General features: G+C 32.2%; 28 protein-coding genes. 7 read left to right on the top strand and 21 right to left on the bottom strand.

Features of this window, described 5'->3' with window-relative positions:
• Nucleotides 1–95: 95 nt before the first annotated feature.
• Together AC9UEH_RS08175 and AC9UEH_RS08170 are read right to left on the bottom strand one after the other, a co-directional pair.
• Nucleotides 96–512 (bottom strand): thiol-disulfide oxidoreductase DCC family protein, encoded by a 417-nt coding sequence (locus AC9UEH_RS08175; protein WP_509530632.1) that lies wholly within the window; start codon nucleotides 510–512, stop codon nucleotides 96–98.
• Between the two features lie 23 nt (nucleotides 513–535).
• On the bottom strand, nucleotides 536–2,707 hold the full coding sequence (locus AC9UEH_RS08170) for an endonuclease MutS2 (protein ID WP_509530630.1): 2,172 nt from the start codon (nucleotides 2,705–2,707) through the stop codon (nucleotides 536–538).
• A 145-nt stretch (nucleotides 2,708–2,852) separates the two neighbouring features.
• Here AC9UEH_RS08170 and ung point away from each other — a divergent pair, with 145 nt between their 5' ends.
• Entirely contained in the window at nucleotides 2,853–3,521 is a 669-nt protein-coding gene (gene ung / locus AC9UEH_RS08165) for a uracil-DNA glycosylase (RefSeq protein ID WP_509530628.1), read from the top strand.
• Here ung and AC9UEH_RS08160 read toward each other — a convergent pair.
• The 11 genes from AC9UEH_RS08160 to AC9UEH_RS08110 all read right to left on the bottom strand — a co-directional run bounded on the left by AC9UEH_RS08160 (nucleotide 3,511) and on the right by AC9UEH_RS08110 (nucleotide 11,834).
• Nucleotides 3,511–4,356, bottom strand: a complete 846-nt coding sequence (locus AC9UEH_RS08160; RefSeq protein ID WP_509530626.1) for a substrate-binding domain-containing protein — start codon at nucleotides 4,354–4,356, stop codon at nucleotides 3,511–3,513. The two genes, ung and AC9UEH_RS08160, sit on opposite strands and share 11 nt — an antisense overlap.
• Before the next feature lie 9 nt (nucleotides 4,357–4,365).
• The gene (locus AC9UEH_RS08155) at nucleotides 4,366–5,232 is read right to left on the bottom strand and encodes a nucleoside phosphorylase (protein ID WP_509530624.1); all 867 of its coding nucleotides are present in this window, start codon (nucleotides 5,230–5,232) and stop codon (nucleotides 4,366–4,368) included.
• A 106-nt stretch (nucleotides 5,233–5,338) separates the two neighbouring features.
• Complete coding sequence (locus AC9UEH_RS08150; protein ID WP_509530622.1) at nucleotides 5,339–5,668, bottom strand: translation initiation factor; 330 nt, start codon at nucleotides 5,666–5,668, stop codon at nucleotides 5,339–5,341.
• Between the two features lie 69 nt (nucleotides 5,669–5,737).
• Nucleotides 5,738–6,688 (bottom strand): isopenicillin N synthase family dioxygenase, encoded by a 951-nt coding sequence (locus AC9UEH_RS08145; protein ID WP_509530620.1) that lies wholly within the window; start codon nucleotides 6,686–6,688, stop codon nucleotides 5,738–5,740.
• A 165-nt stretch (nucleotides 6,689–6,853) separates the two neighbouring features.
• Entirely contained in the window at nucleotides 6,854–7,363 is a 510-nt protein-coding gene (locus tag AC9UEH_RS08140; protein ID WP_509530618.1) for a DUF6155 family protein, read from the bottom strand.
• Nucleotides 7,364–7,480: 117 nt separating this feature from the next.
• Nucleotides 7,481–8,323 carry a BRO-N domain-containing protein gene (locus AC9UEH_RS08135; protein ID WP_509530616.1) on the bottom strand — a complete coding sequence of 281 codons (843 nt, stop codon included), beginning with the start codon at nucleotides 8,321–8,323 and terminating at the stop codon, nucleotides 7,481–7,483.
• 20 nt (nucleotides 8,324–8,343) lie between these two features.
• A complete protein-coding gene (locus tag AC9UEH_RS08130) occupies nucleotides 8,344–8,547 on the bottom strand; it encodes a BRO-N domain-containing protein (protein WP_509530614.1) in 204 nt (67 codons plus the stop codon).
• A gap of 12 nt (nucleotides 8,548–8,559) precedes the next feature.
• Nucleotides 8,560–8,775: a BRO-N domain-containing protein gene (locus AC9UEH_RS08125; RefSeq protein WP_509530612.1), complete on the bottom strand. Its 216-nt coding sequence runs from the start codon at nucleotides 8,773–8,775 to the stop codon at nucleotides 8,560–8,562.
• Nucleotides 8,776–9,000: 225 nt separating this feature from the next.
• Complete coding sequence (locus AC9UEH_RS08120; protein WP_509530610.1) at nucleotides 9,001–9,306, bottom strand: GIY-YIG nuclease family protein; 306 nt, start codon at nucleotides 9,304–9,306, stop codon at nucleotides 9,001–9,003.
• A 41-nt stretch (nucleotides 9,307–9,347) separates the two neighbouring features.
• Entirely contained in the window at nucleotides 9,348–9,860 is a 513-nt protein-coding gene (locus AC9UEH_RS08115; protein WP_509530608.1) for a hypothetical protein, read from the bottom strand.
• Between the two features lie 27 nt (nucleotides 9,861–9,887).
• A complete protein-coding gene (locus AC9UEH_RS08110) occupies nucleotides 9,888–11,834 on the bottom strand; it encodes a hypothetical protein (RefSeq protein ID WP_509530606.1) in 1,947 nt (648 codons plus the stop codon).
• A gap of 304 nt (nucleotides 11,835–12,138) precedes the next feature.
• Between AC9UEH_RS08110 and AC9UEH_RS08105 the strand changes: the two genes are divergently transcribed.
• Complete coding sequence (locus AC9UEH_RS08105) at nucleotides 12,139–12,705, top strand: hypothetical protein (protein WP_509530604.1); 567 nt, start codon at nucleotides 12,139–12,141, stop codon at nucleotides 12,703–12,705.
• Between the two features lie 717 nt (nucleotides 12,706–13,422).
• On the opposite strand, the gene AC9UEH_RS08100 is transcribed toward AC9UEH_RS08105, so the two are convergent.
• The 7 genes from AC9UEH_RS08100 to AC9UEH_RS08070 form a co-directional block, all read right to left on the bottom strand.
• Nucleotides 13,423–13,806, bottom strand: coding sequence for an HU family DNA-binding protein (locus AC9UEH_RS08100; RefSeq protein ID WP_509530602.1), 384 nt, complete (start codon nucleotides 13,804–13,806; stop codon nucleotides 13,423–13,425).
• 261 nt (nucleotides 13,807–14,067) lie between these two features.
• Nucleotides 14,068–14,409 (bottom strand): hypothetical protein, encoded by a 342-nt coding sequence (locus AC9UEH_RS08095; protein WP_509530600.1) that lies wholly within the window; start codon nucleotides 14,407–14,409, stop codon nucleotides 14,068–14,070.
• A 49-nt stretch (nucleotides 14,410–14,458) separates the two neighbouring features.
• Complete coding sequence (locus AC9UEH_RS08090; RefSeq protein ID WP_509530598.1) at nucleotides 14,459–14,917, bottom strand: hypothetical protein; 459 nt, start codon at nucleotides 14,915–14,917, stop codon at nucleotides 14,459–14,461.
• Between the two features lie 5 nt (nucleotides 14,918–14,922).
• Nucleotides 14,923–15,309, bottom strand: a complete 387-nt coding sequence (locus AC9UEH_RS08085) for a hypothetical protein (protein WP_509530596.1) — start codon at nucleotides 15,307–15,309, stop codon at nucleotides 14,923–14,925.
• 2 nt (nucleotides 15,310–15,311) lie between these two features.
• The gene (locus AC9UEH_RS08080) at nucleotides 15,312–15,779 is read right to left on the bottom strand and encodes a hypothetical protein (protein ID WP_509530594.1); all 468 of its coding nucleotides are present in this window, start codon (nucleotides 15,777–15,779) and stop codon (nucleotides 15,312–15,314) included.
• Between the two features lie 130 nt (nucleotides 15,780–15,909).
• Nucleotides 15,910–16,437, bottom strand: coding sequence for a hypothetical protein (locus tag AC9UEH_RS08075; protein WP_509530592.1), 528 nt, complete (start codon nucleotides 16,435–16,437; stop codon nucleotides 15,910–15,912).
• A gap of 95 nt (nucleotides 16,438–16,532) precedes the next feature.
• The gene (locus AC9UEH_RS08070) at nucleotides 16,533–16,751 is read right to left on the bottom strand and encodes a hypothetical protein (RefSeq protein WP_509530590.1); all 219 of its coding nucleotides are present in this window, start codon (nucleotides 16,749–16,751) and stop codon (nucleotides 16,533–16,535) included.
• A gap of 192 nt (nucleotides 16,752–16,943) precedes the next feature.
• Here AC9UEH_RS08070 and AC9UEH_RS08065 point away from each other — a divergent pair, with 192 nt between their 5' ends.
• The 3 genes from AC9UEH_RS08065 to AC9UEH_RS08055 all read left to right on the top strand — a co-directional run bounded on the left by AC9UEH_RS08065 (nucleotide 16,944) and on the right by AC9UEH_RS08055 (nucleotide 20,425).
• Nucleotides 16,944–17,924: a helix-turn-helix transcriptional regulator gene (locus tag AC9UEH_RS08065; protein WP_509530588.1), complete on the top strand. Its 981-nt coding sequence runs from the start codon at nucleotides 16,944–16,946 to the stop codon at nucleotides 17,922–17,924.
• Between the two features lies 1 nt (nucleotide 17,925).
• The gene (locus tag AC9UEH_RS08060) at nucleotides 17,926–18,345 is read left to right on the top strand and encodes a hypothetical protein (protein ID WP_509530586.1); all 420 of its coding nucleotides are present in this window, start codon (nucleotides 17,926–17,928) and stop codon (nucleotides 18,343–18,345) included.
• Between the two features lie 103 nt (nucleotides 18,346–18,448).
• On the top strand, nucleotides 18,449–20,425 hold the full coding sequence (locus AC9UEH_RS08055) for an alpha-ketoacid dehydrogenase subunit alpha/beta (RefSeq protein WP_509530584.1): 1,977 nt from the start codon (nucleotides 18,449–18,451) through the stop codon (nucleotides 20,423–20,425).
• A 129-nt stretch (nucleotides 20,426–20,554) separates the two neighbouring features.
• Here AC9UEH_RS08055 and AC9UEH_RS08050 read toward each other — a convergent pair whose 3' ends face one another.
• Complete coding sequence (locus AC9UEH_RS08050; RefSeq protein WP_509530582.1) at nucleotides 20,555–21,484, bottom strand: hypothetical protein; 930 nt, start codon at nucleotides 21,482–21,484, stop codon at nucleotides 20,555–20,557.
• Between the two features lie 802 nt (nucleotides 21,485–22,286).
• Between AC9UEH_RS08050 and acs the strand changes: the two genes are divergently transcribed.
• Nucleotides 22,287–24,194: an acetate--CoA ligase gene (acs, locus tag AC9UEH_RS08045; RefSeq protein ID WP_509530580.1), complete on the top strand. Its 1,908-nt coding sequence runs from the start codon at nucleotides 22,287–22,289 to the stop codon at nucleotides 24,192–24,194.
• 159 nt (nucleotides 24,195–24,353) lie between these two features.
• Nucleotides 24,354–25,478, top strand: a complete 1,125-nt coding sequence (locus tag AC9UEH_RS08040) for an NAD(P)/FAD-dependent oxidoreductase (RefSeq protein ID WP_509530578.1) — start codon at nucleotides 24,354–24,356, stop codon at nucleotides 25,476–25,478.
• Nucleotides 25,479–25,484 lie beyond the last annotated feature (6 nt).

Below are 25,484 nucleotides of genomic sequence, written 5' to 3'. Positions count from 1 at the left end.
GTTGTTTTCCATAACGATGAATTTTGTGTATCGCTATTTCAGGACAAGACAGTTTTTATAAATCAAAAACTCCTCAAGCAATTGAGGAGTTTTTTTTATTCTAAAAATTTAGATTTTAATTCTAATGTTGGAACCAGACAACTTTCTTTTTTCCCATACCATAAATAGCGATTTCTAGCGATATAATCATATAATAGGTTCCGTAATCTGTTTGGAATTAACTTAAAGACTGTTCCAAAATGAAAAAATCCACCTAAGTTTTTAGCAATTTCTAATGCTGCCGCAGATTTATAATTATAAGCAAATCCTGGTTCGTATAATATAACACTATCAATGTTTTTATTCTCTAATCCAATGTGTTTGAGGATTGCTATTCCTAAATCTGATTGCAAAGCTACAAATCGAAACACATCTTTTTTATCATATTTAATAACAAACTGAACAGAGGCTTCGCACAAATTGCAAACGCCATCAAACAGAATAATTTTTTTGCCTTTTGGAAATTCAACCATAATTTTGGGTTTACTGTTAATCCTTATTTTTTGTTTGTTTCAATAAATTCTAAAGCTTCCAAACTTATTGTTGAAGTAAAAACTCCGTAGTTTACAACCGCTTTATTTCTTTCTATTTTATCAATAGTTCCAACTGCTTTTCCGTCAAACATTCGAACTCTATCACCCAATTTTAGTACAGGTTTAGGTTTTTCAACAACCAAATTGGCTTTCAGTTTTTTTTCTTTTTTGGCAGCTCGAATTTCTTCAACCTTGACCGTAACTTCCTGAATTACTTCCTTTTTTTTCTCAATAGAAGCTTTCACTTCCTTAGCTGTAACTTTTAATCGTTTAGAATTTTCAATTTCTATGATTTTCATAAATTCGGCAACCAATTCTTTTTTGTTTTTTGAATTGAAATATTTGCTCGCTAAATCATCAATTTTTTGACCAATGTAAATAATCTTCTGATTGCTATCATACAATTCTTGATAGCTTTCTAATTTCTGTTTTATTTTGACATTGATGGTTTCCATTTTTTTGCCTTCTTCCCGTGCTTTCGATTCTTCTTCTTTCAAAGTTTGAGACGTTTTCTCCATTTTCGAGCGCTCTTTTTGTAACGTAGCAATGGTTTTATCAAAACGTACTTTTCCGCCTTCAATTTTCTTTTTTGCTCTGTTTATTAATCCAAATGGGATTCCGTTTTTCTGAGCAACTTCAAACGTGAAGGAACTTCCTGCTTGCCCTAAAGCCAATTTATACATCGGTTCTAACGTTTTTTCATCGAATAACATATTGGCATTCATTGCAAAAGGCAATTCGTTTGCTAACATTTTCAAATTGGAATAATGCGTTGTAATAATTCCAAATGCTTCTCGGTGATAAAACTCTTCCAAAAATATTTCTGCCAAAGCACCACCCAAATCTGGATCGGAACCTGTTCCAAATTCATCAATTAAAAACAAGGTTTTATTGTTACACTTTTTCAAGAAATAATTCATATTCTTCAAGCGATAACTATAGGTACTCAAATGATTTTCTATCGATTGATTGTCGCCAATGTCAGTCAAAATACGGTCAAATAAGAACGTTTCGCTTCTTTCGTGAACGGGAATTAACATCCCAGATTGCAACATTAATTGCAACAAACCAACTGTTTTCAGGGAAATTGTTTTTCCTCCCGCATTAGGACCTGAAATCACAATAATCCGATTTTTTGAATCTAATTCAATAGTTTGCGGATGCGTAATTTGGTTGCTTTCTTTGTTATTTAAATATAAAATAGGGTGGAAGGCATCTTTGAAATACAACCTTCTTTCGTTGGTGATTTTTGGTAAAATTCCATTTATCCGATTGGCATATTTTGCTTTTGCAGCAATTACATCAATATCGCTCAAAAAATCTTGGTACTGAATTATTAAAGGTAAAAAAGGTCTTATGGTGTTGGTTAAATACTTTAATATTCTCGTGATTTCTTCTTTTTCTTCATATTCCAAATTACTCAATTCTCGAGAATAATTTAAGGTTGATTCAGGCTCAATGTATGCAATGCTCCCTGTTTTTGAACTTCCAAGAATTGAACCTTTAACCTTTCTGCGGTACATTGCTAAAACCGCTAAAACCCTACGATTTTGAACAAAACTTTCTTTGATATCGTCTAAATATCCAAGTGAATTGTATTGCGTCATTGCCATTCCAAAACTCTGATTGACTTTTCCACGAACCGTATTCATATTTCTACGAATATTTAGCAAATCCACAGAGGCATTGTCTTTTATTTCCCCATATTTATCCACGACATCGTCCACCATCGCAATAATATCTTTGGTATATTCTACTTGAATTGCACGTTTATTTAGATACGGATAATAGTCGTCAAATTTCTTAAAATAAAGCAATAATACATTTACAGATGCAGAAATATTGGCAATTTTACGAAAGCTTCCTACTTCTAAAAAACTATCTTCAATGGCAAGAAATTTTATCTCGTGGTTGATGGTTTCAAATCCGTGATTGGGGATCGCATTGTTATTTTGAAACGAAGATAAATATTCTGATGTTTGCATTAAAGCATCCATCAATTCGTTTTTTTCCTTGAAAGGTGTAATTTCTAATGCCTTTTGTTTTCCAATATCAGTATTACAAATTGAAGAAATAGTTTCTAAAACTGTAGGAAATTGAAGGTCTTGAAGTGTTTTTTCGTTAATGTTAATCATTATGCTTTTTAGAAATTTAACACTACAAAAATACGTAAATGGTAAGACTTTTAGAAATAGTTTCACAAAGTTTTTATAGTTGTTGAATTTTTAGATTAATAAAGATGTGCATTGTAATTTGTATATTTGTAATTTATAAAAATTTATGGAATCTCATTTGAATTCTTACTGGCAAACTATTTTAGCTCACGAAATACAAAAGCCGTATTTTAAGGATTTAATGTTGGCTGTTACCAATGAATATAAGGCAAACAGTTGTTTTCCTCCTAAAGAACTTCTTTTCTCTGCTTTTGATTATTGTAGTTTTGATGATTTGAAAGTTGTAATCATTGGGCAAGACCCCTATCACGGCGAAGGCGAAGCCAATGGTTTATGCTTTTCTGTCAATGAAAATATGAAAATCCCACCTTCTTTAAGGAATATATTTAGAGAAGTAAATTCTGATTTAGACAGTTTATTTTTACCAACTTCAGGAAATTTAGAGCGTTGGGCAAAACAAGGTATTTTGCTTTTGAATGCCACATTATCGGTTCAAAAAGACAAACCTAACAGCCACAAACATTTGAATTGGGGAAACTTTACAGATGCAGTAATTCAAGAAATTTCAGATAAAAAAAGCAATGTAGTTTTCTTACTTTGGGGAAATTTTGCTCATAAAAAAGGACTAAAAATTGACCGAACCAAACACTTGGTTTTAGAATCTGGACATCCATCGCCAATGAGCGCCAATCAAGGAAAATGGTTCGGAAACAAACATTTTAGCAAAACCAATGACTATTTAAAATCAAAAGGAATTCAAGAAATTAATTGGTGATTTCTGAAAAAGCTGCTTTTTTAGATATGATTTTTAAGGAAACTAATTGGTCTTGAATCGAATTTAATTGTTCTTCTGAAAGTTGTTTTTGTGACCATTCCGTCAAGGATAACCATTCTTGAATGTCTTCTACTTTTTGATGGTATTTATTTGCTAAAATACTATCAATATTAGGGATTTCTTTAAAATTTGAAGTTTTAGCATTTATGATTTCTAATATTTTGGATACCATTTCTGGATGTTTTTCAAGTATTTCATTGCGAACAGCAATTACAAAACAAGGCCAAGGAGTTGGACATTCACTAATTTTCCTGAAAATTCCTTTGTCAACTAAAGGTTTTGTCATAAAGCGTTCCCACATAAAATAATCTGCGGTTCCTTTGGTGAGCGCTTCAACAGCCCCATCAATCGTATTAATAATTTCAAATTGTAGATTTTCAGTATTCCAACCTTGATTATTTGCATTTACATACGCCATCAATTGTGAGCCTGAACCCAATCTTGAAATCGCAACTTTTGTATTTTCTAAATCAGAAAGTGTTTTATATTCTGAATTTGCAGCAACATGAATTCCCCAAATCAAAGGTGATTCAACATATATTTGTACAATCTTGCTCTGATTTCCCGCAACAATATCTTTGATTATTCCTTCGGTTAAAATTACAGCAATATCCGTTTCACCATTTCGTAGCATTTGACACAATTTACCAGTGCCTTCTGGAACATCAGTCCATTGCAAGTCGATTTCATTGGCTTGAAATTCTCCATTTTCGATGGATAAATGCCAAGGCAAATTAAAATGTTCTGGAACACCAGCAATTTTTATAGTTGTCATTTTTGAAATTTACTCCGTCAATTTATCCAAAGTATAGGCAATCAATTCATCGACAGCTTTATAAGGGTCTTCGCTAAATGTTCCCGTTGCACGGTTTGCAATAATTGCATTCAATGACAACGCATTATGACCCAAAAGCTTAGAAAGTCCATATATTGCAGCAGTTTCCATTTCTAAATTGGTAATGCGATTATTTTCAAAATTGAAATTATCCATTTTAGAATTCAAATGTTCATCTTGAATATTTAATCGCAAAACACGACCTTGAGGTCCATAAAAACCTCCCGCAGTTGCTGTAATTCCTTTGTGAATTTTATCGCTTTCGATAAGTTGCTCTAACCTTTCTGAACAAGATATTATATATGGTTTTCCTTTTCGTAAATCCCAATTGGTGTGTTTTATGAATGCCTCTTCCATTGCTGAATTTGAAATTTCATCAATTAAATAGGAGCGGAGCATGTTGTCTAATCCTAAACCAAACTTTGACATTACAAAACTATCCACAGGAATGTCCGCTTGCAAAGAACCGGAAGTGCCAATTCTAACAATGTTTAGAGAAGTTAATTCTGTTTTTGGTTGTCTGGTTTCTAAATTAATATTTACTAACGCATCCAATTCGTTCAATACAATATCAATATTATCAGGACCAATTCCTGTTGAAATCACAGTAATTCGTTTGCCTTTTAAAGTTCCTGTTTGTGTTTTGAATTCTCTTTTTTGAGTTGAAAATTCAATAGTGTCAAAAAACTGAGTAATTTTTTCAACTCTATTTTGATCACCTACAAAAATAATATCGTGAGCAATATTTTCTGGTTTTAAGTTCAAATGATAGACGCTTCCGTCTGGATTTAGTATTAATTCTGATGATTGTATCATATTTAGCCCCCTAACCCCCAAAGGGGGAATTCCTATTGGGGTGAATAGGGTTTTGATTATTTTTTTATTTACGATATTTGGAGTTCCCCCTTCGGGGGCTAGGGGGCTACCCTCCAACGCGCTTTACTTTGAAGCCTTTTTCTTTTAGAATTGTCATGATTTTATCCCGATAATCCCCTTGAATAATGATGGAATCGTCTTTAAAACTTCCGCCAACGCTTAATTTAGTTTTTAATTCTTTAGCTAAAATTTTGAAGTCTTCATCAGTTCCAGAATATCCTTCAATTATGGTTGTAGGCTTCCCTTTTCGTTTTTCAAATTTGCAAATCATCGGTTCTTCTTGAATCCAAAGTACTTTATCTTCTATGACTTTTTCTTCTTCGGGAGAAGGTTCGTGGTTTGGAAAAAGGTTTTTTAATTGATCCTGTAAGTCCATAATAAACTTCATTTAAAAAATAAAGTACGAATTATACAATCCGTACTTTATTATGGTATTTTAAAATAATTATTTTTTGATTAACCCCAAATCTACTAATCTTTCATGCAAGAATTCTCCTGCAGAAATGTCGTCGTATAATTTAGGATTATCCCCATCAATACAGCTTTCTAAACAATCCAATCGCATATCGCTGACAGGATGCATAAAAAACGGAATCGAATATCTCGAAGTTCCCCATAATTCTCTCGGTGGATTTACCACTTGGTGAATGGTCGATTTCAATTTGTTATTGGTATGTCGTGACAACATATCTCCAACATTTATAACCAATTCATCGGGCTGCGCCATGGCATCAATCCATTGACCATCATGTCTTTGAACTTGAAGTCCTTTGCCTTGAGCACCCATTAAAAGGGTAATCAAATTGATGTCGCCATGAGCTGCTGCGCGAATAGCATTTTCAGGTTCTGAAGTAATTGGTGGATAGTGAATGGGTCTTAAAATCGAATTTCCATTATAACCGTATTGGTCAAAATAAAACTCATCTAAACCAAGATGCAATGCCAATGCTCGCAATACATAAATACCTGTTTTTTCAAGCATTATATAGGCTTCTTTACCCACAACATTAAAACGAGGTAATTCTTTAACCTCAACATTATCAGGATATTCGGCAGCATATTTTGAATCCGATTCAACGTATTGACCAAAATGCCAAAATTCTTTCAAATCGCCTTCTTTCCTACCTTTTGCATGTTCTTTTCCAAAAGATACATAACCACGTTGTCCTCCAATTGCAGGATTTTCATAGCTGTATTTTGTTTCTAATGGTAATGCGAAAAAATTTCTAATCTCGCCATACAATTCTCCAACCAATTGATCATCTAAAAAATGACCTTTTAAAGCAACGAAGCCAATATCTTCAAATGCTTTTCCGATTTCATTTACAAATTTTTGTTTACGTTCCGGTTCGCCCGAAAGGAAATCACGCAAGTCAACACTAGGAATGTTTTGCATAGTATAAATTTTTAGCGTTTGTGGCAATAAGCCTTACAAACACAAATATAAAGATTTTTTTGATGTAAATTTTAAAGTAGCAAACTTTTCGCTAATTCTGACTTCTCTGTAAACTTACATTAGGTTATATATTAAGAATTAGAAATAGGGGTTTTAATTCTTAATTTATTCATAGAAAGAATAATATTCATTACCAAGTTCATCATGAAATCCCCAACCAATACCGCTAGTGTCATCTAAAATTTTTTTAGCTCGGTCAGCAAATTTATCAAGGATATTTTCTTTTTTCATTAGCTTCAAAGCATTCGAATATACACTTACAACGCTATTATAAAAGGATTCATTAATGTCACCATAATCATTTGTAAATTCTACTCCAGTTTCAGCGTAAAAAAGCATTAATTCAGAAACCAATTCATTTGATGCTTCTAATTTTTTAAAATCTGAAATTGCTTTTTTCCCCTCTGAAATTTTAAATCTATCGCCCCGTTTTGGGTAAAAAGCTTCATAAACTTTTTCTTTATATTTCAAAAATAATTCCTGCTCATTGGGGTTTACAAAGAAGTCCAAGAATTCTTTTACCGACTTATTTTTTTTGTATAAGTCTGCAATAATGTCAATCAGATTTTCTTTATCAAGTTTTTTTAGTTCTTTTTTTAAATCAGTTATTCCCATAGTTTATTATATTTTTTGGTTATTCTAAAATTTTTGTGGTAAACAAATATAATGGATTGCTCCAATCAATATCCGATTTTTCTGTGAAATTTTGAAGGGAACGAATTTGTAAGCTTTTTATAAATCATTATTATCTTTCAATTCTTTAGCACTGTCTAAATTTTTAAAATTTTGATTAGTTACAATTTTTGCACCCGATTTTTTTTCTAATTCCTTTCTGGCATTTCCTGCTACAGTGCCACCTGCTTTGGCAGCTTTATGATTTTCTATGAAACCTTTGGCGTTTTTGTTTTTTGCAATTTCTGTTGTAGAAGCCTCACCAAGCATAGTGAAGATTAATTCCAAATCGGTCATGTGGTCTCTCAAGTTTTCAGACGATTTAGTTAAACCTTTTAAACTTTTGTATTCACTTGGAATTATGCCAAAGGTAGCTTTGCTAATTTCGGCAGTCAAAATGGAGTACTCTTTTCCCTCTTTTACACCACGGTTTTTCCATTCGTTGGTTAGTTCATCACGAACTTGTATGCCTCTAATTCTTTTTTCTATCCATGCATCGCTGTACCCTTTGGCTTTGTAGGTTGCTCTAATTCGTGCTTGCGCCAATTCTGGATTTTCAATTTCGGCAATGCGTTCAGCACCTACTTGAGCCAACCATTGTTTAAAAGGCTCGGCTTTTGGCGATGGTATGGATTGGATTAGGCGCAAAAGTTGCTCTGTATCAGCAACATCAGTCATTCTCATTTTGCCATCTTCCGCTATCATTTTCAATTGTCCCAATTTTTGGGACAGTTCACTTCCTTCTTGTTGTAGTTTAGTTTTTAATGCATTCCAGTATTTTCTTGATCGTGGCGAATTTGTTAAAACTGCTATCACATCAATGATAGAAAAATACCATTTTTGTTGTTCTTCGTTCCATACAGAACGAACTTGTTGCTCTTCAAATAATTTAATATTGCTCATAGACTAAGTAAAATTTTAGATTAGAAAATAAATTTCAGTTGTCGACAAATTGTCGATAACTCAAAACCTGAAACTTTTTCTCGCTTTTTCATTCTGTACCAATAATCTTTTGGATCTAAACTATCAGTTAATATGGCTACAATATCAACTACTACAAAATACCATTCTTCTTCATTCCGATCAGAACGAATTTGTTTGTTTTCAAATAATTTTAAGTTGGTCACAATAAATATTTTTTAAAAAAAAGTTTTCATTTTCAAGTGTACGATTTTATCGTACGCTTGACTTCCTTCTTTAGATAGTTTCTTTTTTAAATCACTCCAATATCTTTTTGGAACGGTACTATCTGTTAGTACTTGTATAACATCAATAACCGAGAAATACCATTTTTCTTCGAGTTCAATCCATTCAGAACGTACATTTTTCTCTTCAAATAATTTTATATTGCTCATATTCTTATTTATTTCTTCTTTCATATCTTCTAATTTATAACTTTATTATGATTGCCACGCTCCGTTGCTCTTCGCTCGCAATGACGTTACGAGGACGATTCCGTGAACTTCAACAGATTGCCACGCTCCACTTTGTTCCTGTCATTGCGAGGAACGCGGCTGTCATTGCGAGGAACGCGGCTGTCATTGCGAGGAACGCGGCTGTCATTGCGAGGAACGCGGCAATCAGCATGTCATAATATCCTCGATGTCTTTGTACAAATCATCCCAATCGGGATTTAGTGCCGTTATTAAGACTATTTTTTTTGCTCTGGAACCTGCTTTCAATTGCTTTTCCCTTCCTATGGCATCGCCTATCATTTGAAACTGCTCGTAATAAACCAATTTATCCAAACTGTACCGTGCCGAAAAAGAATCTTTATGAGTCTTTTCCTTGTGTTGCAGAATCCGTTGTGGCAAATTAGAAGTCACCCCAATGTATAATGTGGTGTTGTTTTTGTTTGTAATGATGTATATAAATCCTAGTTTCATAATTTGTTGTGTTTAATCGTCATTGCGAGGCAAGAAGCAAACTACTCCTTCAAAAACTCATATTCATATACTTTCGGTTTTATTTTATCGGCTAATTCTGTTAGTTTCTTTCTTAAATTCCCTATAAGTTCAGAATAGATTGCATCATCGCTTCTTGGGTTCATTCTGCCAGCAGCGTTTCTGCCTTGAAAATACTCTCGAATGTCATATAAACTCGCATTTACATTGACTTCGTTTTGCGAATGATAGTAGCTCCATAACGCACGACCAGCATCAAAAACAGCTGTGGCTTCGGGTGAGAAAACCAACGCTTTGTCATTCCGAACTTGTTTCGGAATCTCTGGGGAACCTGAAACAAGTTCAGGTTGACAAGTAGCGCTAAATAAATCATTTGTAGTAGCTCCCCCTTTGGGGGTTGGGGGGCTCTTCATAAAATCAGTCATAAAACTACTCGCAAATTTTTCTTTGGCATTTACTTCTTGTTCTGTAAAGGGAATCCAGTGGTTGGTGCCTAAGTTCGTAGAAATATTATTATGAAAAAGTGTAAATGCCATGCAATCATTTTTAAATTCAATATCAGATTACCAATTGTTATTTGGATTTAAAAATTGGTCACGGTTGTTTAACCAGCTTGGTTCAATAATTTGACGAATTGCCAAATAGATAGACATAATAATCAAATTATTTTTTGTGATCGAAGCTGTTTTATGTTGAAAAATATCACTGTCTGTTGGTTTTGAAGTAATATAAACACCATTTTGTTGTTGCATATCAACTCCAGGCAAAATTAGATGCCCAATCACTTCGCCATTTTTGTCATAGTATTTACGAAGCCAACTACTAATAAAATCTTTTGAACCAAAAGCATAAAATGATTTGAAACCAATAAATTCTCCATAATCATTTACAATATCTGTTTTTACTTCTTTTATTTCTTGTTTAATACTTAAATTCCAAATTAAAAATCCAATAGGAAATTTACCATTTACATTATCAAAAGTATTTGATCTACAAACAAAACCTTTCTCAAAATATCCTTTGAAATATTGTCTAAATTTTAAAAAATTCTGAGAATTTACATGTTTTAAAGTACTAAAGGAAGCTAAATTGCAATTTGGAATTTCATCATGTATTCTCAGAAAGAACTGAGCAAAGAGTTCTCTTGTTGCCGTTCCGACTATTTTATTGAATTTATTATAAATTTCGTTATTTGTTGCAACGCTTGGTTTATGTTCACCTACACCAGCAAATGTTGTTCTGTTCCCATGTTCCGCATACGGTGGGTTTATATAAATCACCAACTTCTTTCTTTTTTCTTCATCATTGATAATATCTTGCAAACTTTGGGGCAGTTTCGTAAAATTGTCATTCAAGAAATCAAACTGAAAAACGTGGTTTTTCAAAAGGTTGGCACCGTGGTCAATTCGTTCGTGTACCACATTAAGGTCGGCTTGGTCTAAAGTACTTGCGTAAATGTTATACTTGTTGGTTAATCCCGCCAAAAGATTTCCTGTTCCCGCCGCACAATCCCATATATAATAGTCCTCTTGCCAGTTTTCGCCCAAATAATCAGTGAGGTATTTTTGCGAAAGTTCTACCCATTTTCTTGGCGTAAAAAAAGCACCTTTTCGTTCCCGAATGTCTTGAGAAACTAATAAATCCCTGCGTTCAATGATATAATCCTGAAACTCTTTTATAGGTGGTCGTTTGTAGCGTTTCCAAAATTGCTGGTAAGTATCCGTGTTTTTTAGCCTGATGGTCGCATCAAACATTTGCTTGATGTTTTCCTTGGCAATTCTGTACCCTTGATTCTGGAACACCACAAACAGATTGTCTCTCGTAGTGAGGTCATCCTCAATGTTTGGAGTATCTCGGTCATCCACAAAAAGGTCGGCAAGATAAAAGTCGTTGTCAAATATATTTGCCTTTTTTAAGTCGTCCCAATTGACATCAATAATTGGTTTTACAATTTCAAGCCAACGCAAATAAATAGGAATAAAATTATTTTTATCAATCTTTAATTTGTTGGTCGTGGTTGCCTTCGCCACATTGTTTTTTATGAAAACAGCAAGTTCTTTCTCCTCCTTTTCATAATCGTACACATACGTATATTGCTTGAGTATGGCTTCAATTCGTACTTTAATGAGTTGAAATTCCTTTGTTTCGTGGTTGCTTGGCGTAACATTCCAATTAAAATCGTTCAGATAAAAAATATCTTGAATGTTGATGTAAGGTACAAAAGCAATTTTTTTGAAATCGAAAGCGCCCAAAAATGCAGGTGGCATAGTCTTGTCAAAGGTGCGTGCTTTGCCAATAGTCAAAATTAATTGAACAAACATCGACGGAATATCAAAATTTCCTGTTTTGGCTTCCGCCCAAAGTAGTGGTGTTCTTCCAAATAAGTTGTCTTGTTTTGGGAAAACGGTAAAATCAATATTACCAAGTATTTCGGTGGTGTCAAATTCCTTAAACCAATCTTCGCCCACTTTATTTTTTAAGGCTTCTTCCCGTATGTTTGTGTATTTCATTAGTTGTGTTTGTAATAGTTGATTTTTTATAATTGCTGTTAACCTGAAACTAACAGACAATTAACATTCGCTAAGCCAACAAAAGATGGTTATAGTAGGAATATTTGTTTCGCTTTTATATTTCTCAAATATAAAAATTAATTCTTACAAATTCTTATTAATATTTGCTATACCCTTTTTACTTACCAACATAGATTAATAAATAATTGACTACAAACAATTTAAATTAACTACCAATAAAAGTATATCTTTGATTGTATATAAAATAGAAATTTTGTAACATAAATACTAAAATCAAATAATTATGAATAATGTCAGCCCAGAAGTTAGCAACAAAAATCTTAAAATTTTCAATCAACTTTACAAAGCTAATCAAATTTTTATGACTAAGAATGATTTGCTTAGTCAAGGTTTTGATTTTTCAGAATGGTTTTCAACGTCAGATTTGAAGCATTTTTTTGATAACGAAGAAAACTCGTTTGAATATACTGACTTCAAATGTGGAAATTACTATATAAAAACTAGAGACAAAAATCCTGATAAACCAGAACTGAAAGAACGACTATTTTTTCAAATTATTAAGGTTAATTTTGATCGAATTGAAGCAGAATTGAAGCGAACTTTAAAGCTATTACATGAAAAAAAATTCGCTTCTGGAACTGCTTGGGCTTATCGTGGTGATATGGAAATGAGAGATTTAGATTTAGCTGATAAATATGATGAAAGATTGAAATCTATTAACTCAGATATTGAAATAACTCTTCCTCATTTAAGAGAATTGATAAATAGTCTTGCAAATACTCAAAATGTGTTTGTTGATTTAGTTGAAAGGTTAGAAAAAGTTAATACTGAAGATGAAAGATGGATTTAAGTTAGAAGTAAAGATTCTTATTTAGTTAAAACCCAATACATAGAACATTATTAATTTTTATTGACGAATTTAATTGTAAATATATTAAAAAGCAATTCTTTAATCTAACTTGAAAAAGAATTATAAATTGAATTGTAAAAATGATTAACCCCCTATTTCAAACTTTAAAATATTTTAAAATAATTCTTTTTAGTTGGTTCGTATTCAAAAAATATTTATTATTTTTGAACTTTATTCGAAGTGAATAGCGGAAACTACTCGAGGCATTCGAACATAAATTTTGCTCAAAAACAAGGGGTTCTAGCTGCTTTTTTTGAGCTTTTTTTTGCTCAAAAACGAAGCTTTTTGATAATTTTTTAGAAGAAAGTTTGCAGATTTTAGGTTCTTTTTTTGACACAATTACCTAGAATTTGTTGAATTTAATTAATTTAAAAGTTTGGTTTACTTTGTTTTTCCCATTTGTCATAATTACACCTTAGTATTTTTGCTGCATTTTCAACAATTTTCACTTCTTTATGCTTTTTTAAACTTCGTACGGACGAAAAATTTGCATTGTACGGTGTATCGTTTTGATTTGTACGGTGTGTAGGATTACTTCGTGCGGTGTAAAAAAAGTCTATTTTGGATGCATAAATCTCAAAAAAAGACAAAAAAAACCTCGAGTGCGGAAACACTCGAGGCAATTCGAACAACAAAGTTGCTCATAAAAAAGGGGTTCTAGCTGGCTTTTCTAAAAGTAGAATCTACTAATAGTCTTCGCATCTTTTTACCAGGACGAAATAAAATCCTTGTTTTCTTGATAGAAGAAGACGAAACGTCATCGGCAGTAGCCATTCCTTCTGAACTCAATCCGACTTGGAAATTTCCTAAACGCCCTACTTTCACAATTCGTCCTTGACCCAACTCACGGATAATGTTTTTCTCGAGTGAGAGTAACACCGCATAGCAATCGGCTTCGGTAACTGTGCATTGATCTGCGATAAGCTCAGCAAGCAAATCTAAATCTACTATACCATCTGCAATTGCAGTAGCATAATACTTCTCAGGAGCCAAAAGGTCTTGAGGATTCTTCTTCGGTAACACTTTGTAAAGTATACTCATAATAAAACATTTATTTAAATGGGTGTGCTAATACAGCACCTTACCATCTTTACAAAGATTATGAATTATTATGGTTATTAAAAGGCAAACTTGTTCACAAGTTACGATAGTTTTCAACAATTTAAGAAATCCTTCAAATTTTAAACAAAATCGTATTAAATTGATTGTCAATTATTTAAATAGTAATATGATCTTTAAGTGCCGTAAAATATAGGATTATTAATTATTTAATAAATGAGGAACTGAAATAAAAAAATAATGCTAAAACGGTGCTACAACCCGTTTCCCCTTAAAACTCGAAAACCGAATCTGTTTTTCATTGGTTTCGTCGCAGCAATCTTTAATTAGTACCATGTTATCAAAGGTTTCTTCAAATTGCAAAGTGAAATTTATTCGGGTGTGATTAGCCGTAAACGTATAGCTGTAATTAGAGCATCCTTTCTTTTCGCACAATCCATGAACTACCTCAAAATAGTCGTCGTCAAAATCTAAAACCTCTAGAATAATTCGCTTAAAGTCACGCATATAATCTGAAACTTCCATTTTATCGGAACCAATTATCGCAATTTGCCTATACAATTGTTTCAACAAATTCATATCCATAACACTTATGGCATGAATGATAAAATAAATACCATATCCTTATCTATTTTCATGATTTTATTTTTTTAATTGTATGAAAACCAATAGCAGTTAGAATTCCAAGCAATACTGAAAACCCAAAAATGTTATAATTAGTGGCGTAGCAATAATCGGCACCAAAAAAGTATTTATAGAGTTGGGTTCCCTCAAGGATAACTAAGGAAATAAGAATCCCAATTAAATAGTCAAAGAAATAAGGCTTAAAGAGCGTAACAATAAACTTTAAATTCAACGAACTCGTTGGAAACTTACAAGTTAAAAATAACCAAATAATTGCTCCAATTGAGGCACCATTAATTAATGAGTTTTTATAAATATGCCGCCAATGCAAATAACCAAAATAGTCGTAAAAAAATATCGTATTCAAACGAATAAGAGCCAATATCCAAAAAGTCAATGCAGTTCCCAAAATATAAAACAAGAGTAATTTTTTAAAATTTTCCATATAATTATTGATTGTGGTTTTCATTTTATTTATAATACGGTTAAATTAATTAAGGTATTGATGTCTTGTCGGATTTGAATCCCAATTTTCCATAGGACTTTAGAATCTTCTTTTAACTTCAAAGAAACCGATTGTTCCTTCTTTTTAGTAATTCCTTCTTCAGGAAAAGCCAACTTAAATTCCTCGGTAAACTCTATGCCTTCATAGGATTCCATACTTTTCGAAGTGTCAATATATACTGCTAGTATGCGTATGTACTCGGCACCAATACCTTCTGAATAATCAAAATGGAGATTTAATTTATCCTCTAAATTGAAATGACTTGGATTGAAATACCTAACTGCTTGAAAATAGTTTATTTGATTTAAACGAATTTTCTCTTCAACGATTAAGAAATTTCTTTTTACCGTTTTCATATTTAATTTTCGTTTATGATTCTGATTAAAGTTGGTGCGTTGTGTTGCAATGTTACATTGAAAAAATTGAAGTAGGTTCCTTCCGCTAGTCTTTCAATAATGTCAATTTGTATCACGCTCTTTGGTAATGCTGGAAAAAGCAAGGTGAAATGATGAACCTGTCCTTTACTTTTAAAGTAATACTTTGATGGAGCCAATGGAATGTTGATGGCACTAACCATTTTATAACGTACTTCAGAACCTATAGGTCTAATATAAAATCCTGAATCTATTTGAATCCAACCCCCATTGATGTATTTCTTTGGTGCGATATACACAAAGTCAATTCTGGTGAAGTCATCGTCCAGACTGATTTTTTCAATACCCATGTGTTCGTTTGGGGTATGCTTCGAAATTGGGTTTTCGAATACAAAAAATTCGGTTTCAGTTAGCACTTCTTCGAGTATTTCTTTTTCATAATTTGGTTTCATAATTTTTAGATTTTTAGATTTATAGGTCAAAATTATATACGAACTCCGTATCATTTGTACGGAATGAATATTTTATTAAAAAAATGCCTTACAAATAGTAAGGCATAGATTAGAAATAGAAGCGAAATAGTTAATCTTCAAGATGTAAAGCTTGTTTAACTTGGTTGTAATCGTTCCAATCGGTGTTAGGATTTGCCATTTTGTTGGAAGGAGAAATAACTACCACTCTAAAAATGCTTGTTCCAGGAGTAATTGTATATCCAGATTCTGCAACTAAAAAAACACCTACTTGTCCTAAAACAAATCCAAAATTTGAAAAATAATGGTTTTGTGGGTTTGAAGTTGGCAATGCCATCCACACATTTCCTGTTAGAAAAAATACTGAAACCGTTCCCCTGTCAACAATTGCTTGAGTTATTTGAGGAACGAGCAAAGTAGTTGACCAAACAGTATTACCTGATGATGCAGTCCAACTACTTGGGGGAGCACTAAAAGTATTAGTTCCAACAACATTGGCATTCCCATTAATACCATTAGTACCATTAATACCATTTGCTCCAGATGCTCCTGCTGGTCCAATAGCGCCATCTTTAGAGCAACTCATTGCCAAAAGTGTAACGACTAAAAATAATCCTGTTTTAAAAAATGTTTTTTTCATAATTATTGTTATTAAATTGTTCCTACTCGTAAGGCTTTTCGGTTCCGCCTCGTTTTTTATAGTGGGTTCTGAACTCCACTTTATCAATTTTTCGATTATTTTAAATTGAATTTAAAATTCCAATCATCATTATACACATACGAAATACATTGATAATTATATACAATTGGTGCGTTCAATTCTCTTTTCATAAAAGCAATATAATTGTAAACACTTCTTTCTGTAATACACAGTTTGGATGCCAATTGTTTAGGGCTTCCCGTCATCTCTTTTCCGATGAGATTATCAATTCGTATGATAATTCTAATATCCAATTCAATGCAATTTTATAATTTGAAACTGAAACTGAAATTCAGTACTGTTGATTTAATTTGTTTAAAAATCTAAAATGATTTACTTTTAAAAGAATTTGTATTTCATCTTAAATATTGGACAAAGATTTATATCCAAACCGCAAACCGCATACGGAATGATTTTTTTTATGTATTTTTATAAAAATTTTAACAATGGAAATATCAAAATCAGCTTACAGTAGGTATAGAGTAATAGATAAAATGCTGAAAAACACCTATAATCCCTATCCTAGTTTATTAGATATTCAAGAAGCTTGCGAAAGAAGTTTAGATAAATTTCCCTCTTTGGATACCTTAGAAAAAGACATTAGAAACATGAAACAATCCGATGTTTTTGAAGCTCCAATTGTATTTTGTAGAAAAAACCTAGGCTATTATTATTCCGATCCTAACTACTCTATCAATGCTATTCCGCTCACTGATAGCGATATATCGAGTATTAAAGAAGCTCTTGATTTGATAAAAAATCTTGGTGGTGGCAATAGGGTAAATGAGCGATTTAGTGATGCTATCCAAAAAATATTAGCTACTTACAAAGAAGAATTTCCAGATAGCGATACCAAACGAAAAATAATACTAACCGATTATGTTGTCGGAGCCAAAGGATATGAAAATTTTAATACCTTGTTTAAATCGTGTAAAAATCAGTGTCCGGTATCATTTTCTCATTATTCTTATAACAATAGAGAATTCAAAGTGATTATTGTGCATCCTATTCTTCTAAAAGAATTTGAAAATCGTTGGTATCTTGTTGCATATTCCGAATCTCATAATTCCATTAGAACGTTTGGATTGGACAGAATATACGAGCCATTGCATTTAAAAAGAAAATATATTGATAGTGACGAAAATGAAGTTGATAGCTACTGTAACGATATTTATGGTGTTTATCCAATAGAAAATCAACCGAAACAAATAATTACATTTTTAACTTCCATAAAAATAACGAACTACTTTGAAGCATATCCAATACATTTCAGTCAGAAACCTGAAAAGAACGAATCGGGTTCCAGCTTTTTCAAAATAGACGTGGTTCCGAGTATGGAGTTAATCCGATTATTTCGTTCTTATGGTAAAAATCTTGAAGTTATTAATCCCGAATGGTTGAGGGTACAAACTAAAACATTAATGTAACATGATAAAAAATAACAAAAAGTTAGTGTTTCATCTCAATATAAAAGGACATGGCGAATCTAATCCGATATTACTTAGAATCAATTTGTTTCCAGAATTCACCAAAATTGATTTTGGATATATTACAACTAACAAGTACAATAAAGGGGGGTGGATTAAAATTTTTCCTGACACATTTATTGAAAATATAGAGACTAAAGAGCGCTATACAATGACAAACGCTGTTGGAATAACTATTGCCCCTAGAAAGCGAAATTTTGAGTCTAATAAAGATTGGCAATACTTTTCTTTATACTTTCCACCAATGAAACAAAAAGATACTTTGATTAATATCATTGAGAAAATCAAGGGAAATAAAAATAAATTTAACTACTATGACATTCCTTTAAAAATGCAAGATGGAATAGAAATTCAATTGTAACTTATATTTTTTTGCCTTTGTTTTTTATTTTTTTAAAAATATAACAATTCGAGGCTATTCTGTTATTTTTTTATACTTTTGAGGACGCTTAAAAACTACAAAAATGAATTTCGATAGAAAGAATTTGTCTGACGCTACTTTATTAGATTTATATAAGAGAATTTTAAAACCCAGACTCATTGAAGAGAAAATGTTGAAACTTATTCGTCAAGGTAAAGTGTCAAAATGGTTTTCTGGAATTGGTCAAGAGGCTATTTCTGTTGGTATTACCGCCGTTTTAGATACAGATGAATACATTTTGCCAATGCACCGAAATTTGGGCGTTTTCACTGGAAGAGATATTCCATTGTATCGCTTATTTTCACAATGGCAAGGAAAAGCGAATGGATTTACAAAAGGTCGTGACAGAAGTTTTCACTTTGGAACACAAGAATACCATATCATTGGAATGATTTCGCATTTAGGACCGCAATTAGGCGTTGCAGATGGTATTGCTTTAGCCAATAAATTAAAGAAAAACGGAAAAATTACAGCTGTTTTTACTGGAGAAGGGGCAACATCGGAAGGTGATTTTCACGAAGCTTTAAACATTGCCTCTGTTTGGGAATTACCTGTATTGTTTGTTGTTGAAAACAATGGATACGGACTTTCAACACCAACAAACGAACAATTTCGTTGCGAGAACTTAGCCGATAAAGGAATTGGTTACGGAATGGAAAGTCATATTGTTGATGGAAATAATATTTTAGAAGTTTACAATTTAGTTTCGGAATTGAAAGGGTCCTTGTTAGATAATCCCAGACCCATTTTATTAGAATTTAAAACGTTTAGAATGCGTGGGCACGAAGAGGCGAGTGGAACGAAATACGTTCCTCAAGAATTGATGGACATGTGGGCTATTAAAGATCCTGTTGATAATTACAGAAAATTTTTATCTGAAAACGGAATTTTAACTGCCGATTACGATGCACATCTGCATAGTGAAATTATCACTACCATTGGGGAGAGTTTGGTACTTGCCAATGCAGAACCTGAAATTGAATCCAATTACAATGAAGAATTAAATGATGTTTACAAACTATTTGAATTAGAAGAAGTTACACCTTCAAATGAAACGGAAAATATTCGTTTAATCGATGCTATTTCAAGCAGTTTACGTCAATCGATGGAACGTCATTCTAATTTAGTAATAATGGGTCAAGATATTGCTGAATATGGAGGTGCATTCAAAATAACAGATGGTTTTGTAGAATTATTCGGAAAAGAACGAGTTATCAATACGCCAATTTGTGAAAGCGCCGTAGTTTCAGCAGGAATGGGGTTGTCGATAAATGGATATAAAGCCATTGTAGAAATGCAATTTGCCGATTTTGTTTCCACAGGATTCAATCCAATTGTAAATTTACTTGCCAAATCACACTACAGATGGTCGGAAAAAGCAGACGTGGTGATTCGAATGCCTTGCGGTGGAGGAACACAAGCGGGACCATTTCACTCGCAAACAAATGAGGCTTGGTTTACCAAAACACCAGGTTTAAAAGTGGTTTACCCAGCATTTCCGTATGATGCCAAAGGTTTGTTGAATGCTTCTATTAACGATCCAAATCCTATTATGTTTTTTGAGCACAAACAATTGTATCGCAGTATTCGTCAAGAAGTTCCAAAAGATTATTATACATTACCGTTAGGAAAAGCTGCTTTATTGAGAGAAGGAACCCAAGTTACTATTATAGCTTTCGGAGCTGCGGTTCACTGGGCGTTAGAAACTTTGGATAAAAATTCCGAAATTGCTGCGGATGTTTTGGATTTAAGAACGTTACAACCATTGGATTCAGAAGCTATTTTTGCCTCCGTAAAGAAAACAGGAAGAGCAATTATATACCAAGAGGATTCTCTATTTGGCGGGATTTCAAGTGATATTTCCTCGTTGATTATGGAAAATTGTTTTGAGTTTTTAGATGCACCTGTAAAACGCGTGGCGAGTTTAGAAACACCAATTCCTTTCACCAAAGCCCTAGAAGACCAGTATTTGCCGAAAGGAAGATTTGAGAATGCTTTGTTGGAATTGATTGGTTATTAGTCCAATCTTTTTGCTGTATTGCGGTAGCATATTTCGTTTAGTTATTCCGATAGATAGGATTATTGGACTAAATGGACTTGCAGTATAACTCTAAAAAAGATCATTAACTGTGGCTTACATTTTTGTTTTTCATTCATGAATTTCATTAACTTCTTGAAATTCTTCTGCTAACTTTTTTTCAAATTTATTATGAATAAAAAGCATTAAAAGTCCAAATAAAATTGCTGAAACTATCAAAACATTATTTATAATACCGCTAACAGAAAACGATATTCGAATTAATATAGTTGAAATTACAAACCCGGAGTTTCGAATAACTTTATGGAATTCGTCTGTATGAAAAAATGAGAATAATAATAATATTACATCTGCAATGATCAAAATATTAAAAAACTGTTCAAAGAAAATATTATTGATGTTCTTGAAAGAAATTGCATTAGTTTCACTTGGTTCAAAGATACCAATACTCCAATTTAAAAAGGAATATAAAGCAATGGATAATAAAATAGGGACTAATGCGGTAGCAATCCATTTTTTTGCATTTATGAATTTTGAAATACTTGAAGAATACTTTAAACTATTTTCATTAGTTCTATATATTTTAGTTTTTTGAACATGAAATAAATAAATTAAATAAAACAATAAGACTGATGTTACTAGATCAAAGGTGAACTGTAAATCATTTTTAATGTTAAACCAATTAGACAAAAGTGATAAATCCGAAAGGTCTTTGAACAGTCGTCTGATAATGATAAGAGCTATAATTTCATATTGTTTTAATACATAAGTAGATGTTGATTTTGGGAGGTAATAAATTAAAAGATACACCTCATAAATCAATATAAAAGAAAAAGGAGTATAAATAGCAGCGATAGGATTTTTTAATAAATGAGACGGTTGATTTATATAAATAATATTAAAATGAATCAATCCAATGACTAATAAATGAATCAAAAAACTCACTAATGCAATCCCTAAGATAACCTGTTCACTTTTTTCTTTAGTTTTATTTGAAAGAAGTTTAAGATAAATTTTTTCCAATAATTTTGATAATTTCATATTGATTTCTTCCGTTAAAATAATTTATTATTCTTAATTCTTGTGATGTAAGTATGACATTTAATTTCAGTTGGTTTGTTTTTTGTAAACGTTCCGAATTTATTATTACCAAATGTACTACTTTATATCTACTATTTAAATACCATCTAAAAAAAAACAAACTTTTTATTGTGAAATATAAATTAGCTTTAATATACCAGCAAAACCAGTCGATAGCTGTCAAGCATGTTTATTTTTCTGTTAAATTTGAGTCAAATAGCTAATAATAATAATATATGGGTATAAAAAAAACACCCAAAAAATTAAGATTGTTGGGTGTTTGATTAATTATATTTATTTTGAATGGGCCGTAAAAATTTTAAATTTTTATACCATCACTATTCTCAAAGGATTATTGTTCAAATTTGACAGAACGTTTTCGAAAAACATTTTACGCTTTTGAATTTGTGTTTCGTTTAAATTAGGATTAACAACAATAATTTCTGAAGGGACTATTTTTTTGATTTTTGATTTTGATTTTGTCGTTATCATTTGGTTTTTTTTAGGTATGTTTAACACAATACAAATTTCTATGAATTGCAACTCAAAAAAGTTACGTAATTTTAATTTATTGTTACATAATTCATAGGTATTGTTCTGGAATAAATCATAAAAAAAGGTTTCAATTTATAATAAAACGATTGTTTATTGTGACATAAAATTGGAATATCATAAAACATTCAAATTTAAAATTAATGTCCTCAACAATTTTTATCTTTGATTTTTAATATTCAAAATAAATAAACGACTAAAAATCAAGAAAATGAGTTATTACAAAATTGACAATTTAGAGCAATATTTCAAACATTACAACAAATCAATTCGGGAGCCAAGAAAATTCTGGGGAAAAGTGGCATCAGAAAATTTTACTTGGTACCAAGAATGGGAAAAAGTAATTGATTTTGATATGAATGAGGCAAAAATCCAATGGTTTGTTGGTGCAAAAGTGAATATTGTAAAGAATTGTATTGACAGGCATTTGGCTCGAAAAGGAGATAAAACGGCCATTATATTTGAACCAAACAATCCAAGTGAAGCAGCACAATATATTTCGTATAATGAATTGCACGAACGCGTTTGTAAAATGGCAAATGTACTTCGCGAGCAAGGAATTCAAAAAGGAGATAGAGTTTGTATTTACCTGCCAATGATTCCTGAATTAGCAATAACTACTTTGGCGTGTGCGAGAATTGGTGCCGTTCATTCAGTTGTATTTGCTGGTTTTTCTGCATCTGCTGTTGCAACAAGAATAAACGATAGCGATTGTAAAATGGTAATCACTTCTGATGGAGGGTTTCGTGGAAACAAAACTATCGACTTAAAAGGAATAATTGACGAAGCTTTAGATAATTGTCCTTGCGTTGGGAAAGTATTGGTTGCCAAAAGAACCTATTCTGCAATTTCAATGAAAGAAGGCCGCGATCAATGGCTCCAACCCTTATTAGATGAAGCTTCTGATAATAATGTTGCCGAAATTATGGATGCTGAAGATCCATTATTTATACTTTATACTTCTGGTTCTACAGGAAAACCAAAAGGAATGGTGCATACAACCGCTGGATATATGGTGTATTCCGCCTATACTTTCAAAAATGTTTTCAATTATCAAGAAAATGATGTGTTCTGGTGTACCGCCGATATTGGTTGGATTACCGGACATTCCTATATTCTTTATGGCCCATTATTGAATGGTGCTACGACAGTAATTTTTGAAGGAGTTCCTTCGTATCCTGACTTCAGTCGTTTTTGGGAAGTCATTGAGAAACACAAAGTAACGCAATTTTATACTGCTCCAACAGCCATTCGAGCCTTGGCAAAAGAAAGTTTAGATTACGTTCAAAAATTCCCACTACGTTCTTTAAAAGTTATTGGATCGGTTGGAGAACCTATTAATGAAGAGGCTTGGCACTGGTATAATGCTCACGTAGGAGGGAAGCGTTGTCCAATTGTAGATACATGGTGGCAAACAGAAACTGGAGGTATTATGATTGCTCCTATAGCATTTGTAACACCAACAAAACCAACGTATGCCTCTTTGCCATTGCCTGGAATTCAACCCGTTTTAATGGACGAGAAACGCAACGAAATTGAAGGCAATCAAGTTACAGGAAATTTGTGTATCAAATTTCCGTGGCCAGGAATTGCAAGAACCATTTGGGGCGATCATAAACGGTATAAAGAAACTTATTTTTCTACCTTTCCAGGCAAATATTTCACGGGTGACGGGGCTTTAAGAGATGAAACAGGATATTACAGAATTACGGGACGTGTTGATGATGTTATTATCGTTTCGGGACACAATCTTGGGACAGCTCCAATTGAAGACGCTATAAATGAACATCCAGCAGTTGCAGAAAGTGCAATTGTAGGGTTTCCGCACGATATTAAAGGAAATGCTTTGTATGGATATGTAATCTTAAAAGAAATTGGTGAAAGTAGAAACCAAGATAACCTTAAAATTGAAATCAACCAATTGGTTTCAGATCAAATTGGCCCGATTGCAAAATTAGATAAAATTCAGTTTGTATCAGGATTACCTAAAACAAGATCGGGTAAAATCATGCGAAGAATATTGCGTAAAATTGCAGAAGGTGACTTCTCTAACTTTGGGGATATTACCACTTTGTTGAATCCTGAAATTGTTGAAGAAATTAAAAACGGGAAATTGTAAAAAGATGTGTTAAATTAAGAATATTACTTCGGAAACGAAGTAATATTTTGTTTTTAATTCAATATTCTAATTCAAGAAATAGACAGTAGCCAATATCTTGTTAAATATATAACGGTCGTTATTAGATTTACGAAACCAATTCCTTAAATTTACTCAATTATGAAAAATCAAATAGAGGTTTTAATTTTGGGTGGAGGTTTAGCGGGTTTAACAGCCGCAATTCATTTGTCTAAACTTGGACTTCAAGTGACTGTAATTGAGAAAAATGAATTTCCAAAACATAAGGTTTGCGGCGAATATATTTCTAATGAAGTGCTACCATATTTCAAATGGCTTGGTATTGATATTTTAAAATTGCAACCTACTTCAATAAAAAAACTTGAATTTTCTAATCAAAACGGAACTGCAATTTCCACTGAATTGCCATTGGGTGGATTTGGAATTAGCAGGTATGCTTTGGATTTTTATTTGTACACCATAGCAATTTCTAATGGCTGCGTTTTTATTCAGGAAACAGTTGAAAATGTAGCTTTTGATAATGATGCGTTTACAGTTACAACCTCAATTGGAACCCTATTAAAATCAAAAATAGTTCTCGGAGCTTTTGGAAAACGTTCTGCTATTGATGTCAAATTAAATCGGAATTTCATTCAAAAAAAATCACATTGGCTCGCTGTAAAAGCTCATTATACTGGAGATTTTTCCAATGATTTGGTAGGTTTGCATAATTTTAAAGGGGGATACTGTGGCGTTTCTAAAGTTGAAAATAATGCAATCAACATTTGTTACATTACAAATTATGAAGCCTATAAATTGTATAAAAATATTGATGAATTTCAAAAAATGGTGCTTTGTGAGAATCCACATTTAAAAAAGTTGTTTGAAAATTGTAATTTAATTTTTGAAAAACCATTGACAATTGGTCAAATATCATTTGATAAAAAGGAAAGTGTTGAAAATCATATTTTGATGGTTGGAGATACTGCTGGATTAATTCATCCTTTGTGTGGAAATGGAATGGCAATGGCTATTCACAGTGCTAAAATTGCTTCAGAATTAATATCAAATTATTATGATTGTGAAATTCCATCAAGAGCTTCATTAGAAGAACAGTACGTGGAAAAGTGGAAATTTCATTTCGAGAAAAGATTAAAAACAGGTCGTTTTATCGCCAATATTTTACAACAATCAGGTATTGCATCAATTTTAATGCGTATATTAGTGCAATTTCCATTTCTATTACCAATTATTATTAAGCAAACGCACGGAAAACCAATATTTTAGATAAAA

The organism is Flavobacterium sp., from assembly GCF_040402835.1.
Classification (GTDB): domain Bacteria; phylum Bacteroidota; class Bacteroidia; order Flavobacteriales; family Flavobacteriaceae; genus Flavobacterium.
Note: the sequence above shows the minus strand (reverse complement) of the source record. Positions and strands in the feature narration are given on the sequence as shown.